The 13,728-nt window shown below is 60.0% G+C and carries 16 protein-coding genes; 9 read left to right on the top strand and 7 right to left on the bottom strand.

The window, feature by feature from the left end:
- Window positions 1-54 precede the first annotated feature (54 nt).
- The 3 genes from ACP7EE_RS06155 (at window position 55) to ACP7EE_RS06145 (ending at window position 1,977) form a co-directional block, all read left to right on the top strand.
- The gene (locus ACP7EE_RS06155; RefSeq protein ID WP_426233919.1) at window positions 55-1,044 is read left to right on the top strand and encodes a 2-hydroxyacid dehydrogenase; all 990 of its coding nucleotides are present in this window, start codon (window positions 55-57) and stop codon (window positions 1,042-1,044) included.
- A gap of 94 nt (window positions 1,045-1,138) precedes the next feature.
- Window positions 1,139-1,573, top strand: coding sequence for a hypothetical protein (locus ACP7EE_RS06150; protein ID WP_420646461.1), 435 nt, complete (start codon window positions 1,139-1,141; stop codon window positions 1,571-1,573).
- Window positions 1,573-1,977 carry an META domain-containing protein gene (locus tag ACP7EE_RS06145; RefSeq protein WP_426233918.1) on the top strand — a complete coding sequence of 135 codons (405 nt, stop codon included), beginning with the start codon at window positions 1,573-1,575 and terminating at the stop codon, window positions 1,975-1,977. The genes ACP7EE_RS06150 and ACP7EE_RS06145 overlap by 1 nt, the downstream gene beginning before the upstream one ends.
- Before the next feature lie 175 nt (window positions 1,978-2,152).
- On the opposite strand, the gene ACP7EE_RS06140 is transcribed toward ACP7EE_RS06145, so the two are convergent.
- A complete protein-coding gene (locus tag ACP7EE_RS06140) occupies window positions 2,153-2,620 on the bottom strand; it encodes a TlpA disulfide reductase family protein (RefSeq protein WP_426202878.1) in 468 nt (155 codons plus the stop codon).
- Between the two features lie 114 nt (window positions 2,621-2,734).
- Between ACP7EE_RS06140 and arsC the strand changes: the two genes are divergently transcribed.
- From arsC to ACP7EE_RS06125, 3 genes are read left to right on the top strand one after another with little or no spacing between them, the layout of a single operon-like run.
- A complete protein-coding gene (gene arsC / locus ACP7EE_RS06135; protein WP_426202876.1) occupies window positions 2,735-3,088 on the top strand; it encodes an arsenate reductase (glutaredoxin) in 354 nt (117 codons plus the stop codon).
- Entirely contained in the window at window positions 3,085-3,681 is a 597-nt protein-coding gene (gene wrbA, locus ACP7EE_RS06130; RefSeq protein ID WP_426233917.1) for an NAD(P)H:quinone oxidoreductase, read from the top strand. Before arsC ends, wrbA begins: the two co-directional genes overlap by 4 nt.
- Window position 3,682: 1 nt before the next feature.
- On the top strand, window positions 3,683-4,108 hold the full coding sequence (locus ACP7EE_RS06125; protein WP_426202873.1) for a DUF2069 domain-containing protein: 426 nt from the start codon (window positions 3,683-3,685) through the stop codon (window positions 4,106-4,108).
- A 114-nt stretch (window positions 4,109-4,222) separates the two neighbouring features.
- Here ACP7EE_RS06125 and ACP7EE_RS06120 read toward each other — a convergent pair whose 3' ends face one another.
- A complete protein-coding gene (locus tag ACP7EE_RS06120; protein ID WP_426233916.1) occupies window positions 4,223-4,897 on the bottom strand; it encodes a DNA-3-methyladenine glycosylase I in 675 nt (224 codons plus the stop codon).
- Between the two features lie 68 nt (window positions 4,898-4,965).
- Window positions 4,966-5,790 carry a tRNA 2-thiocytidine(32) synthetase TtcA gene (gene ttcA, locus ACP7EE_RS06115; RefSeq protein ID WP_008051493.1) on the bottom strand — a complete coding sequence of 275 codons (825 nt, stop codon included), beginning with the start codon at window positions 5,788-5,790 and terminating at the stop codon, window positions 4,966-4,968.
- A 279-nt stretch (window positions 5,791-6,069) separates the two neighbouring features.
- On the opposite strand from ttcA, the gene ACP7EE_RS06110 reads away from it, so the two are divergent.
- Together ACP7EE_RS06110 and ACP7EE_RS06105 are read left to right on the top strand one after the other, a co-directional pair.
- Window positions 6,070-6,672, top strand: a complete 603-nt coding sequence (locus ACP7EE_RS06110) for a Yip1 family protein (protein WP_426202868.1) — start codon at window positions 6,070-6,072, stop codon at window positions 6,670-6,672.
- A 150-nt stretch (window positions 6,673-6,822) separates the two neighbouring features.
- Entirely contained in the window at window positions 6,823-7,317 is a 495-nt protein-coding gene (locus ACP7EE_RS06105; protein ID WP_426233915.1) for a SprT family zinc-dependent metalloprotease, read from the top strand.
- 151 nt (window positions 7,318-7,468) lie between these two features.
- Here ACP7EE_RS06105 and ACP7EE_RS06100 read toward each other — a convergent pair whose 3' ends face one another.
- Both ACP7EE_RS06100 and ACP7EE_RS06095 read right to left on the bottom strand, forming a co-directional pair.
- A complete protein-coding gene (locus ACP7EE_RS06100) occupies window positions 7,469-8,650 on the bottom strand; it encodes a CaiB/BaiF CoA transferase family protein (RefSeq protein ID WP_426233914.1) in 1,182 nt (393 codons plus the stop codon).
- 261 nt (window positions 8,651-8,911) lie between these two features.
- A complete protein-coding gene (locus ACP7EE_RS06095; RefSeq protein WP_420646450.1) occupies window positions 8,912-10,246 on the bottom strand; it encodes a dicarboxylate/amino acid:cation symporter in 1,335 nt (444 codons plus the stop codon).
- Between the two features lie 354 nt (window positions 10,247-10,600).
- On the opposite strand from ACP7EE_RS06095, the gene ACP7EE_RS06090 reads away from it, so the two are divergent.
- On the top strand, window positions 10,601-11,599 hold the full coding sequence (locus ACP7EE_RS06090; protein WP_426233913.1) for an AraC family transcriptional regulator: 999 nt from the start codon (window positions 10,601-10,603) through the stop codon (window positions 11,597-11,599).
- A 9-nt stretch (window positions 11,600-11,608) separates the two neighbouring features.
- On the opposite strand, the gene ACP7EE_RS06085 is transcribed toward ACP7EE_RS06090, so the two are convergent.
- Together ACP7EE_RS06085 and ACP7EE_RS06080 are read right to left on the bottom strand one after the other, a co-directional pair.
- Entirely contained in the window at window positions 11,609-12,955 is a 1,347-nt protein-coding gene (locus ACP7EE_RS06085; RefSeq protein ID WP_426202859.1) for an ATP-binding protein, read from the bottom strand.
- Window positions 12,952-13,629 (bottom strand): response regulator, encoded by a 678-nt coding sequence (locus tag ACP7EE_RS06080; RefSeq protein ID WP_420646447.1) that lies wholly within the window; start codon window positions 13,627-13,629, stop codon window positions 12,952-12,954. Before ACP7EE_RS06080 ends, ACP7EE_RS06085 begins: the two co-directional genes overlap by 4 nt.
- Window positions 13,630-13,728 lie beyond the last annotated feature (99 nt).

Raw genomic sequence — 13,728 nt, 5'->3', positions numbered from 1 at the left:
CAGCTAAAGTGGTCGCGGGCGCTGTGCCCCGCAACGACGTTTCAGGAGATGAGCATGCGCACGATCGTTTTCAGCAGCCAGACCTACGACCGCGACAGTTTCCTCGGTGCCGAGTGTCCGGCGGATATCGAGCTGCACTTTCAGCCGGCCCGGCTCAGCCTCGACACCGCCGCGCTGGCCGAACAGCATGAAGTGGTCTGCGCCTTCATCAATGACGACCTGAGTGCGCCAGTGCTCGAACGGTTGGCCGCTGGCGGCACGCGCCTGATCGCTCTGCGCTCGGCCGGTTACAACCATGTTGACTTGCCAGCGGCCAAACGCCTGGGTCTCGCGGTGGTGCGGGTGCCGGCGTATTCGCCGCACGCGGTGGCCGAGCATGCGGTGGCGCTGATCCTCGCGCTTAACCGGCGCCTGCACCGCGCGTACAACCGCACGCGCGAAGGTGATTTCAGCCTGCACGGTCTGACCGGTTTCGACCTGCACGGCAAAACAGTGGGCATTGTCGGCACCGGACAGATCGGCGCCACGTTCGCGAAAATCATGCACGGTTTCGGCTGCCAGTTGCTGGCGTTCGATCCGTATCCCAATCCTCAGGTTGAAGCGCTGGGCGCGCGTTATCTGAGCCTGCCGGACCTGCTCGCGCAGTCGCAGATCATCAGCCTGCACTGCCCGCTCAATGAGCAGAGCAAACATCTGATCAACCAGGATTCGCTGGCGCACATGCAGCCGGGGGCGATGCTGATCAACACCGGGCGCGGTGGTCTGGTCGACACGCCAGCGCTGATCGATGCGTTGAAGGATGGGCAACTGGGTTATCTGGGGCTGGATGTGTATGAAGAAGAAGCACAGCTGTTCTTCGAAGATCGCTCCGACCTGCCGCTACAGGACGATGTACTGGCGCGACTGCTGACTTTCCCAAACGTGATCGTCACTGCGCATCAGGCGTTCCTGACCCGCGAGGCGTTGGGCGCAATCGCCGCTACTACTCTGCACAACATCGCAACCTGGGCGGCGGGAACGCCGCAGAATCAGGTCGAGGGTTGAATCAGCCAGCGGTTTGAACCGGATCGAAGGTCGCCAGCGCGCTCCATTGTGCAATCTCGCCCGTGCTAGCATGTCGCGCATATTTGGAGGACCCATGGTCGAACACGATTTCCGCTACACCCTGATGAACCCGCAACACACCCTCACCGAATGCCGCGCCCTTGTCCCGGGCCGCTATCAGGTCACCGGCAACGGTGGCTCGATTCGCATCGGTGATGTGTTGATCGTCACCCTGAAAGGCAGCAAGGATTTGTCCATGCGCCTGAACGTCGAAACCGTCCGCCACCTGATCAACCCGCCCGGCCAATGGACGGCGATGACCACTGGCCCGGTGTTCGGCGAACTGGCGATTCACACCTGGCAGGTCAACTGCGACAGCTGCGCCAAAGAGCTGAGCTTCGAGTTCGCGGTAGACGCCAAACTCGGCAAACCGGCAGAAAAAATCGCCGCCACTGCGCGGATTGCCGAGCTGGGCTGGAACGCCGTCGCCGACAAGCATCTGTGCCCGAAATGCCAGGAGCCTGCGTGATGAAACGCCTCGCCCTGACCGCTGTGGTCGGCGCCGGACTGATGGGCTGCGCCGCTGAACCGGTGCAACTGCAACAGAACCGCAGCTACATTCTGGAATGGATCGGCGAGCGACCGCTGATGGATTACAGCCACCTGACCGTGACCCTCGGCGATGATGGCCGCGCCTATGGCAATGGCGGCTGCAACCATTGGTTTGCACCGTACACGCTGGATGGCGCCAAGCTGAGTTTCGGCAAGATCGGCAAGACCCGCAAAATGTGCGCACCGGCGCTGATGGAGCAGGAGCAACGCTTCCTGCAGGCGCTGGAGCATGTGGAGCGTTGGGATATTTCGCCGATTGAACAGATGCGCTTCTGGCCGGCGCAAGGCAAACCTTTGCGTTGGTGGCTGGAAGAGGGTTGATGTCTTAAGAGCCCTCTGAATGAGGGGGGGCTACTGTGGCGAGGGGATTTATCCCCGTTGGGCTGCGTAGCAGCCCTGAAACCTGAGATTGCAGTTCGCCAGACACTCCGCAGGGGGCCGCTTCGCGGCCCAACGGGGATAAATCCCCTCGCCACATAATCCCGGTTAGCCGAGTTTATTTGGTCGCCTGCAACGCCTCAAGCTTGGCCAGCACCCCCGCCGCCGTCTGCTCACCCATCAACTGCTCACGCACCTTGCCTTTGTTGTCGATGATGTAAGTCACCGGCAGCGCCTCACTGCGCGGCAGTTCGAACAGCTCCGCCGGATCCTGCGCCAGCACGGTGAACTTGATGCCCAGTTTCTCGCTGGCGTCCTTCAGTTCCTGCCCCTGCACATTGTCGAAATTGACCCCGAACACCCCGACATTCTTGCTCTTCAGCTCATCAGCCAAATGGTTGAGTTCCGGGATTTCCGTACGGCACGGGCCACACCATTCGGCCCAATAGTTGAGCACTACCCACTGCTTGTCGAGACGCTCGGACGCGACCTTCTGCCCGTTCTGGTCAATCCCGTAATCATTGCCGCAGCCCCCCAGCATCAACGCCCCGATAATCGTCAATGCCGCTGCCAGTCGCCGTGTCATGTCGTGTTCCTTGTAAAAAATTGAATGCGCCTGCGACCCATCGCCTCCCGAGGTTCTGGATTGCGCGCTGCACAGTTAGAATAGCCGCCACTCCACGCAAGAAGCGACCCGCCCATGACCGATCTGACGCTTTATCACAATCCGCGCTGCTCGAAATCCCGTGGTGCGCTCGAACTGCTTGAGGCCCGTGGCCTGACGCCAACCGTGGTGCGCTACCTCGAAACTCCGCTGGACGCCACGCAGATCAAGGCGTTGCTCGGCAAGCTTGGCATCAGCGCGCGACAACTGCTGCGCACCGGCGAAGACGAATACAAAACCCTCAATCTGGCCGACGCCAGTCTCGGCGAGAAACAATTGATCGAAGCGATTGCGGCCCATCCAAAACTGATGGAGCGGCCGATCCTCGAAGTCGGCGACAAAGCGGTGATCGGCCGTCCACCGGAGCAGATTCTGGAGTTGTTGCCGTGAGCGCGCCGTACATTCTGGTTCTGTATTACAGCCGCAGCGGCTCGACCAACGAGATGGCCCGGCAAATTGCCCGTGGCGTCGAGCAGGCCGGGTTCGAAGCGCGCCTGCGCACCGTGCCGGCGATTTCCACCGAGTGCGAAGCCGTATCACCGGACATTCCTGACGAAGGCGCGCTGTACGCGACGCTGGATGATCTGAAGAACTGCGCCGGCCTGGCCCTCGGCAGCCCGACGCGTTTCGGCAACATGGCCGCGCCGCTCAAGTACTTCCTCGACGGCACCAGCAACCTGTGGCTGACCGGCGCGCTGGTGGGTAAACCGGCCGGGGTGTTCACCTCCACCGCCAGCCTGCACGGCGGTCAGGAATCCACGCTGTTGTCGATGATGCTGCCGCTGCTGCACCACGGCATGTTGATTACCGGCCTGCCGTACAGCGAGTCGGCGCTGCTGGAAACCCAGGGCGGCGGCACGCCTTACGGCGCCAGCCATCACGCAGGGGCGGATGGCAAAAAAGGCCTTGATCAGCACGAAGTGGCGCTGTGTCGCGCACTCGGTCTGCGTCTGGCGAAAACCGCGCAGAAACTGGAGAGCTGAAGTGGCGAAGAAGCCGAAAGTCCTGCCCGCCGTTGAATGGCTCGAGCCGCGTGTGCGGGCAATGCGCGTGATCAGTCTGCTGTGCTTTTTCGGCCTGGCTGGATTGCTCGCCGCCTACTACCTGATATTCGCCGACCTGCATGGCGCGCGACCGTGGGTGATCCTGCTGGTCGAGTTGATCCCGTGGCTCGTGCTCGCACCGGGCATGATCATGGGCAGCGCACGCGGGCATTCGTGGATGTGTTTTGTGGTGAATCTGTATTTCATCAAAGGCGCATTGGCCGCGTATGACCCGAACCGGCAGCTGTTTGGTGTGCTGGAGATGGTGGTGAGTCTGGCGGTGTTCTGCTCGGCGCTGTTGTATGTGCGCTGGCGCTATCAGCTGGATCGCAAACTGGCAGGTGAAGGACAGATCTCAGTCGCCTGACAGACCGCTATCGCTGGCAAGCCAGCTCCCACAGGATTTTCGTTGAAACACAACTCTGTTTTCGACACAAAACCCTGTGGGAGCTGGCTTGCCAGCGATTGGAGCGACGCGGTTTTAATGATTCACAGTGTAAGCGAGCATCATCGATATCTGGCTCATCGGCCGCCCACCGCTCTCTTCATGCCACTGATTGAACGCATTCTGTACCACCGCCAGATCACGCTGACTGGTCGGCGCCTTGTCCACCAGCTTCTGCGCATTCAGCGCTGCAACCACGTCATAGCTCGGCACGAACGTGTCCTTGCCCACCATACGTAAAAAGCGTGGCGCCGACAGACCGCCCAATTGATGGCCGTGCTTCTTCAGGTACGTCCACAGACCGACGATATCGGTCACCGGCCAATCGGCGATCAGCGCGCCAAAACTGCCTTTGTCTTTCTCGACATCGAGAATGAACTGCGCATTGCGCGGCACGCTCTTGAGCTTGCCCAGATGGCGGATGATTCGCGCGTCCTGCATCAGGCGTTCAAGGTGTTCGGCGCTCATCAGCACGACTTTTTCCGGATCGAATTTGAAGAACACTTCTTCGAAAGCCGGCCATTTGGCGTCCACCAGACTGTGCTTGAGCCCGGCACGAAATACCCGCAGGGCCATGGTCGACAGGTAACGGTCATCGCTGATCTTGCGCAGTTGCGCCGGGGTCTTGGGAACGGGCAGATGGGCTTCCAGTTCAGCCGCCGAACCGAAGCGGTTCAGACAGAATTCGTGCAGCCACTTATAGTCGCGCATGCCCTCTCCTATTCAATGAAATAAAAACGGCGCCCGCGAGCGCCGTGTTTTCAGAGCTGATAAACCCGTCAGAGGTTCACAACATTGACGAAGCGCGAAGCCGCCGATTCGTCGATCTTCAGGCTGGTGAAGTCGAACAGGTTGCGATCCGCCAGTTGCGACGGAATCACGTTCTGCAGACTGCGGAAGATGCTTTCGGTACGGCCCGGGGTCTTGCGTTCCCAGTCCAGCAGCATCTCCTTGACCACCTGACGCTGCAGGTTTTCCTGCGAACCGCAGAGGTTGCACGGGATGATCGGGAATTGCTTGAAGTCCGAGTAGGCCTGGATGTCTTTCTCGTTGCAGTAGGCCAGCGGCCGGATCACCACGTTGCGCCCGTCGTCGGCACGCAGTTTCGGCGGCATGGCCTTGAGGCTGCCGTTGAAGAACATGTTAAGGAAGAACGTCTCGACGATATCGTCACGATGATGCCCGAGGGCCATTTTGGTTGCGCCGATTTCGTCGGCGAAGGTGTACAAGGTGCCGCGACGCAGGCGCGAGCACAGCGAACAGGTGGTCTTGCCCTCCGGAATCAGTTCCTTGACCACCGAATACGTGTCTTTCTCAACGATGTGGTATTCGATGCCCAGTTCTTTGAGATAGGCCGGCAGCACATGCTCGGGGAACCCCGGCTGCTTCTGATCCATGTTCACCGCGACGATCTCGAACTTGATCGGCGCGACTTTCTGCAAATGCATCAGCACGTCGAGCATGGTGTAGCTGTCTTTGCCGCCCGACAGGCAGACCATCACCTTGTCGCCGTCTTCGATCATGTTGAAGTCGGCAACCGCTTCGCCGGCCAGGCGGCGCAGGCGCTTTTGCAGTTTGTTCTGATTGACCGTAAGAGTGCCCATGACGCGAAATCCGTGAGGTGTGACCAAAGGCCGGCATTTTACGCAAAAACCCGAGCCTTGTGACCACAGGTTGTCGCCACCGATTGCACAGACCTCGACGCGATTACCCCACCTTTTTACAGCGCAATTTGCTCTAAGCCCGTATCACCTGTGTGGTTAAGACCTTTCTATACTGCGACATAAGGTCGCACACATCCAAAGACCTGAATTTTGCTCGGCCGCATTGGCCCGTAGGCGCTCCGCTGGGGGGCGATGGCAATAACGAGAGGAGTGACTGGCATGATCCATCACGTAGTGGGACTTTTTACCCACCCCGATCAGGAATGGAAGGAAATCCGTGGCGACCAGGAAGAAAGCATCAGCCACATGTACCTCACGCATACGCTGATTCTGGCGGCGATCCCTGCGGTGTCGGCGTTTATCGGCACGACCCAGGTCGGCTGGGTGATCGGCAACCGCGCGCCGGTGATGCTCACCGTCGATAGCGCAATCTGGATGACGGTGATGTCGTACCTGGCAATGCTCGGCGGCGTGGCGGTCATGGGTGCCTTTGTGCACTGGATGGCCCGCACCTATGACGCCAACCCGAGTCTGGCGCGGTGCGTGGCGTTCGCTACTTACACCGCGACGCCGTTGTTTGTCGGCGGACTGGCGGCGTTGTATCCGCACATGTGGCTGGGGATGATCGTGGGTACGGCGGCGATCTGCTACACGGTGTATCTGCTCTATGTGGGGCTGCCGACGTTCATGAACATTCCGTCGGACGAAGGTTTTCTGTTTTCCAGCTCAGTGCTGGCGGTGGGTCTGGTGGTGCTGGTGGCCATCATGGCGTTCACCGTGATCGTCTGGGGGCTGGGCGTTGGCCCGGTCTATACCAACTAGACAGCGTTTCCTCCTGATAAAAACATGTTCTGCCAATACAGGCCGCCGCAAGGCGGCCTTCTGGTTTTGCAGGATGACCATTCGGCAGTTTGCCGATTCGCAAGTGCAAAAGGTTGCGGCATACTCGCCGTCTCTGGAGATCCATCAAGCATGCCCGAGCCACTCAATACCCGCGTCGAAGACTGTTACCAACTCGCTGAATCCTTTTTCAAACGTCCTTTCAAACGCCCCGTGGTGAGCCTCAAGCTGCGCGGGCAAAAAGCCGGGGTCGCGCACCTGCACGAGAATCTGCTGCGCTTCAATCCGCAGCTGTACCGGGAAAATACCGAGCACTTTCTCAAGCAGACCGTGGCCCACGAGGTTGCGCACCTCATCGCTCATCAACTGTTCGGCGAGCGCATCCAGCCGCATGGCGAGGAGTGGCAACTGATCATGCGCGGGGTTTACGAACTGCCGCCGGATCGCTGCCATACCTACGCAATCAAACGCCGTAGCGTGACGCGCTATATCTACAAATGCCCGTGTGCGCAGAGTGATTTTCCGTTTTCAGCGCAGCGCCATAGCCTGGTCAGACAGGGGCGGCGGTATCTGTGTCGCAGCTGTCGTGGGACGTTGGTGTTCAGTGGTGAGATGCGGGTGGAGTAGCCAGAACTTATCGGCGTCTGGACTGGCCAAATCGCTGGCAAGTCGAGTCGTCGCACCGCAGCTCCCACAGTGTTCGAGGTGTTCACAAATTCTGTGTACGACACAGAAAACTGTGGGAGCTGGCTTGCCAGCGATGGCGCCGGCACAGACGCTAGAGAATTACCTTGGATGCACGCAACGCTGCAATTTTCGCAGGACTAAACCCCAACTCCCGCAACACCTGATCCGTATGCTGCCCCAACGCCGCACCCACATGCCGTGGCTCAGGCAACTCTTCGGAAAACTTCAGCGGACAAGCGATCTGCGTCTGAGTCGTGCCATTCCCACGCGGCACCTGCGTCACCACTTCCCGCGCCTGCAACTGCGGATGCCGCACAGCCTCGCCCAGGCTCAACACCGGCTCGACACACGCATCCACCCCGGCAAACATCTCGCACAACTCGGCGAAGTCATGCTTTTCGAATTCAACCCTCAGCGCTTCCTTCAACGCCCGCTGCTGCTCGGGCTTGGGTGACAGCCCCTGCGCCGCCAATTCCGGCCGCCCAAGCACGCCACACAGTTGCTGCATAAACGCCGGTTCCAGACTGCCGACCGACATCCAGCGTCCATCACGCGAGCGGTAGTAGTCGTAAAAGCTGCCACCATTGAGCATCTGGTCTTCCCGGCCAGGCTCCTCGCCACAGGCCAGATATCCGGCGCCGACCATGGCATTCAGGCTGAATGCGCAGTCGGTCATGCTCACGTCCAGATGCGTGCCCTGCCCGGTTTGCTGGCGTGCGATGACCGCTGCCAGCAAGCCAATCACGCCGTGTAACGAACCACCGGCGATGTCCGCGACTTGCATGCCCAGCGGCAACGGCCCGTTGTCGGCGCGGCCGGTGTAGCTGGCAAGTCCGGCGAGTGCGAGGTAGTTGATGTCGTGACCGGCGCGATCCTTGTACGGACCGCTCTGGCCGTAACCGGTGATCGACACGTAAATCAGCTTGGGGTTGAGCGCCTTCAATGCTTCATAACCCAACCCCAGCCGCTCCATCACACCGGGGCGAAATTGTTCGAGGACGATGTCGTAATCAGTCAGCAATTGCTTGATCACTTCCAGCGCCTCAGGTTGTTTGAGATCCAGCGCCAGACTGCGCTTGTTGCGATTCAGATAGGCATGACTGGCCGAGACACCCTGATCGTGCGGCGGCAGCACTCGCAGCAGATCGAGGCGAGTGGGCGATTCGATGCGCAGCACTTCGGCGCCCATGTCCGCCAGTAACAGCGAGGCGAACGGTCCCGGCAGCAGGGTCGAGAAATCCAGAATCTTCAGTGAGGCCAGAGGTGCAGGCATGGGCGATCTCCGTGAACGATGCTTGCAGCCTAGGCAGCCACGGGCAATGCAGCAATCACCGGATGCATCAGAGGCGATGACCGTTGCGCTCAAATCGCAGGCAATAAAAAACCCGCCGAAGCAGGTTTTTAAAGCTGTTGTGGCGAGGGAGCTTGCTCCCGCTGGACTGCGAAGCAGGCCCCTTGCTCTTCAATTAAGAGCAAGGGCCGCTGCGCGCCCCAGCGGGAGCAAGCTCCCTCGCCACACAGGATTTCCAATCGCTTATTTAACGTTGCTCGGGGTTGGGCCTTCGGCGACACCCAGGTCGTCTTCTTCACGCTCGTCAGAGATACCGCGACCGCCCGAGGCCAGCTCGGCTTGCAGCACGTCGGTGTCCAGCTCTTTGACCCACTTGGCCACAACGAGGGTGGCAACGGCGTTACCCACCAGGTTGGTCAGCGCGCGGGCTTCGGACATGAAGCGGTCGATACCGAGGATCAGCGCCAGACCGGCCACCGGCAAGTGACCTACCGCCGACAGGGTGGCAGCCAGCACGATGAAGCCCGAACCGGTCACACCGGCAGCGCCCTTGGAGGACAGCAGCAGCACCAGCAACAGAGTGATCTGGTGGGTGATGTCCATGTGGGTGTCAGTCGCCTGAGCGATGAACACGGCAGCCATGGTCAGGTAGATCGAAGTACCGTCGAGGTTGAACGAGTAACCGGTCGGGATCACCAGACCCACAACCGATTTCTTCGCGCCCAGACGCTCCATCTTGATCAGCATGCGTGGCAGTGCCGATTCGGACGAAGAAGTACCCAGCACGATCAGCAGTTCTTCACGGATGTAGCGCACCAGTTTGAACACGCTGAAACCGTGGGCGCGGCAGATCCCGCCCAGCACCACAACCACGAACAGCACGCAGGTGATGTAGAAGCAGATCATCAACTGACCCAACTGCACCAGCGAGCCGACACCGTAGGCACCGATGGTGAACGCCATGGCACCGAACGCACCGAGCGGCGCCAGTTTCATGATCATGTTGATGATGTTGAACATCACATGGGCGAAGCGATCGATCATGTCCAGCAGCGGACGACCGTACGAACCCAGGCGATGCAGGGCGTAGCCGAAGATCACCGAGAACATCAATACTTGCAGGATATCGCCAGTGGCGAACGCGCCAACGATGGTGTTCGGGATCACATTGAGCAGGAAGCCGACGATGCTCTGGTCTTTACTGGCCGTCACATAGGTGGCGATTTTCGAGGCGTCCAGGGTCGTCACGTCGATGTGCATGCCGGCGCCCGGCTGCACGACGTTGACCACGATCAGGCCGATCAACAGAGCGATGGTGGAAACGACTTCGAAGTACAGCAGCGCGTAGCCACCGGTCTTGCCCACCGACTTCATGTTCTGCATGCCGGCGATGCCGCTGACCACGGTACAGAAGATGATCGGCGCGATGACCATTTTGATCAGCTTGATGAACCCGTCACCCAGCGGCTTGAGCGCCACACCGGTCTGCGGGTAGAAGTGACCGAGCAGGATGCCGATGGCGATGGCAACGATCACCTGGAAATACAGGGATTTGTAGAGTGGCTGACGAGTCGTCATTGCAAAATTCCTCAAGTGTCCCGCGTGGCAACATCCGACTGTTGTTCCGCGACACCTCAATTGCGAACCCTCCTGCACTGGAGGGATTTGTTGTGGCGAGCTGCGCCGTTCCTACCGGCTCTGGCGCAGACCTCTGAGGTTGTCTATCGCAAACCGCGTGCCACCTTGCGGCAAATGCCTGCAAGCCTTTTGATATCAGGGGTCACGGGGATTTTTGTGTCACCGGTTGGTTACCCGACGTTGGCGGGTTTCCGCCACCTACTCAGGCTTCGTCCTACAATTTGGCGGAAATCCGCCTTGTTGCCGCTCGGACGCACCGACTACCATCCGTGGCCAGAGGAAGGATTTTCGCTCATGCGCGAACGCACCATTGCAAGTCATTTCGCCCGCGCCGCCCTCGGTGGCGCGCGGCGTTCGGGGTTCGATTACACGAACCTGTTGCAGCAACTCGGCATCAGTCCCGAACTGCTCGACGAGCCGCGCGCGCGTATTCCTCCTGAGCAATTCACCCGGCTGATCCAGAGCCTGTGGCTGGCGCTGGACGACGAATACCTGGGCTTTGGCCGAGCACCGAGCAAGCCCGGCACCTTCGCCATGATGTGCCACGCCGCGATCCATTGCCGCAATCTGGAAAAGGCTCTGCAACGCGGCTTATTGTTTTACAGCCTGTTCCCGGACGCGCCGCGTCTGACCCTGAGCCGCGAAGACGAATGGGTGCGCCTGAGCCTCGATGATGCGCAACTGTGGGATCCGGATCACTTTCTCAGCGAGAGCCTGCTGGTGATCTGGCACCGCCTCGGCAGCTGGATGATCGGCCAGCGGATTCGTCTGGAGAGCGCGAGTTTCAGCTACCCGAAACCTGCGCACGCGGCTGAATACGATTTGCTGTTTTCCTGCCCGCTGGAATTTTCCGCAGGGCAAAGCAGCCTGCTGTTTCACAGCCGCTACCTGCACATGCCGCTGTTGCAGGACGAGCGCACGCTAAAACATTTCCTCGAACGCTCCCCTGTTGATTTGCTGTCACGCCCGGATGACGGCAACAGCCTGAGCAGTCGCTTGCGCCGCCTGCTCAGCCAGGACAGCGAGCGCTGGCCGGATCTGGAAGCAGTGGCAGCGCATCTGCACATCAGCCCACAGACCTTGCGCCGGCACTTGCGTGAGGAAGGCACGAGTTTTCAGGAATTGAAGGATCAGTTGCGGCGGGACATAGCGATTTATCATCTGGGGCGCGCGGATCTGTCATTGCAACAGATCGCCGAACAACTCGGATTTTCCGAGCCGTCGGCGTTTCATCGGGCGTTCAAGAAATGGACGGGGGTGACGCCGGGGGCTTATCGGGCGCAGGAGTTTTGAGGTTTAAGATCACACCACAGGAAAATGAATCCTGAACGCCGCCCCGCCCATCGGCGAATCCCCCAACGCCAGTTTCGCGCCGTAACTTTCAATGATGTCCTTGACCACCGCCAACCCGATCCCCTGCCCCGGATGCTGACGATCCAGTCGCTCCCCACGCTCGAGAATCCGCGCACGTTGATGCTGCGGCACCCCCGGCCCGTCATCCTCGACACACAATTCAACCCCGGCCAGGCTTTCGCGCACGCTGATGCGCACTTCGCTCAAGCACAGGCGATAGGCGTTTTCCAGCAGGTTGCCCATCATTTCCAGCAAGGCGCCCTGTTCGATCGGCACGTAACAATGCTCTGGCAGGTCGAAGGCTACGCGCACATGTTTGTCGCGGTAGACCTTGTCGAGGGTGTCGCACAGGCTTTGCAGCACCGGGCGCAGGCGCACCTGATGCCGGACCAGACCGCTTTTGCGCAGGCTGGCGCGTTGTAACTGGTAGCTGATCTGCTGGCTCATGCGTTCGATCTGGGTTTGCAGCACCCAGGCCTGATCAATATCTTCCGGGCGCTGAGCCATGTCTTCGCTGACGCCCTGCAGCACCGCCAGCGGAGTTTTCAGGCTGTGCGCCAAGTCGTCGAGGGAATCACGATAGCGGCTGCGCTGCTGGCGTTCGCTCAGCAGCAAGCGGTTGAGCGAGCCGGTCAGGCGCAGCAATTCGCGCGGGTGTTGTTCGCTGAGGCTTTCGCGGGTGCCGCCCTCGATTTCATCGAGTTCCTGACTGAGTTGACGCAAGGCTTTCAAGCCCCAGGTCAAACCGATCCACAACAGAGCCAAGAGCACCAGCAACGCGGCGCCGAAGCCCAGATAAAGATTCTCGCGCAGCCCCTCAAGGGTGGTTTCGTACTCGCGCACCGGTTGCAGCGCAACGATGCTGAACGCAGCGCTTTTGCCGCCAAGCAGTTTCACTTCGACGTCGTAAACGAAGAATTCCTGGCCGCTGGCCTCGCGAATCCGTGCGAACTCGTTACCCAGTCCGTCGTAACGCGGCTTGTAGTTGATCTGCTCTTCCTGGGTGGCTTTCGAGCGCCAGACCAGATGCCCTTCGCGGTCGTAGATGTAACCGAGCAAACGAAAGTCGGTGAGGTTGAAGCGCTCGTCCGGCAACTGCGAAGGCATCACCAGTTTGCCGTTTTCAATCCGCGCGGCGGAGATCAACGTAGTGACGTCCGAGGCGAGGCGTTGTTCGATCGAATCCTGCAACGCGAGACTGAACGCGCCCTGCATCGCCGGGAGCAAGGCGAGCATGAACAACACCGCCAACGTGGTGGCGGCGAGCATCAGCCGGACGCGGAGCGAACGGATCAAGTGCAGCGCTCATTGAACAGGTAGCCAAGGCCGCGCACGGTGTCGATCGGCTTGAACCCGGCCGGGCCTTCGAGTTTGCGTCGCAGGCGACCGACCAGCACTTCGATCACGTTCGGATCGCGCTCGTCGTCATCCGGGTACAACTGCTCCATCAAACGATCCTTGGGCACCACTTGTTGATGGTGGCGCATGAGGTATTCGAGGATGCGGTATTCGTAAGCGGTCAGCGCCAGCGGTTGTTCGTCGAGGGTCGCTTGCTTGCGATTGATATCCAGCAACAGCGGGCCGGCGACGATGGTCGACTGGGTGAAACCGCTGGAGCGGCGCAGCAACGCGTTGAGGCGCGCTTCGAGTTCTTCGAACTGGAACGGTTTGACCAGATAATCATCGGCACCGGCGGCCAGGCCTTCAACCTTGTCCTGCCAGTTGCCCCGCGCGGTGAGGATCAGGATCGGGAAGGTCTTGCCGCCCGAACGCAACTGGCGGATCAGTTCGAGCCCGCTCATGCCCGGCAGGCCGAGGTCGATCACCGCCAGATCAAAATTGAACTGACCGGTCTGGTACAACGCCTCCTCGGCATTGGCCACGGACTCGACCACGTGGCCGCTCTCCGTGAGACGGGTTTGCAGGTGATGGCGCAACAGCGCTTCATCTTCGACGACCAACAGTTTCATGACTTTCTCCCGGGCAAATCGTTATCTCCAGCAGCACATCTTTCAGTCAGGCCGCAGAACCTGTGGGAGCGGGCTTGCCCGCGATAGCAATCTGGCTGA

Source organism: Pseudomonas sp. TWP3-2 (assembly GCF_049897765.1).
Lineage (GTDB): Bacteria > Pseudomonadota > Gammaproteobacteria > Pseudomonadales > Pseudomonadaceae > Aquipseudomonas.
This window is presented reverse-complemented; position numbering and strand designations above follow the sequence as displayed.

Coding starts and splice junctions, on each gene's coding strand:
- arsC (WP_426202876.1), top strand. CDS start 2,735: ATGACCGATCTGACGCTTTATCACAATCCGCGCTGCTCGAAATCCCGT.
- ACP7EE_RS06110 (WP_426202868.1), top strand. CDS start 6,070: ATGATCCATCACGTAGTGGGACTTTTTACCCACCCCGATCAGGAATGG.
- ACP7EE_RS06150 (WP_420646461.1), top strand. CDS start 1,139: ATGGTCGAACACGATTTCCGCTACACCCTGATGAACCCGCAACACACC.
- ACP7EE_RS06140 (WP_426202878.1), bottom strand. CDS start 2,620: ATGACACGGCGACTGGCAGCGGCATTGACGATTATCGGGGCGTTGATG.
- ACP7EE_RS06095 (WP_420646450.1), bottom strand. CDS start 10,246: ATGACGACTCGTCAGCCACTCTACAAATCCCTGTATTTCCAGGTGATC.
- ACP7EE_RS06100 (WP_426233914.1), bottom strand. CDS start 8,650: ATGCCTGCACCTCTGGCCTCACTGAAGATTCTGGATTTCTCGACCCTG.
- ttcA (WP_008051493.1), bottom strand. CDS start 5,790: ATGGGCACTCTTACGGTCAATCAGAACAAACTGCAAAAGCGCCTGCGC.
- ACP7EE_RS06145 (WP_426233918.1), top strand. CDS start 1,573: ATGAAACGCCTCGCCCTGACCGCTGTGGTCGGCGCCGGACTGATGGGC.
- ACP7EE_RS06155 (WP_426233919.1), top strand. CDS start 55: ATGCGCACGATCGTTTTCAGCAGCCAGACCTACGACCGCGACAGTTTC.
- ACP7EE_RS06080 (WP_420646447.1), bottom strand. CDS start 13,629: ATGAAACTGTTGGTCGTCGAAGATGAAGCGCTGTTGCGCCATCACCTG.
- ACP7EE_RS06105 (WP_426233915.1), top strand. CDS start 6,823: ATGCCCGAGCCACTCAATACCCGCGTCGAAGACTGTTACCAACTCGCT.
- ACP7EE_RS06090 (WP_426233913.1), top strand. CDS start 10,601: ATGCGCGAACGCACCATTGCAAGTCATTTCGCCCGCGCCGCCCTCGGT.
- ACP7EE_RS06120 (WP_426233916.1), bottom strand. CDS start 4,897: ATGCGCGACTATAAGTGGCTGCACGAATTCTGTCTGAACCGCTTCGGT.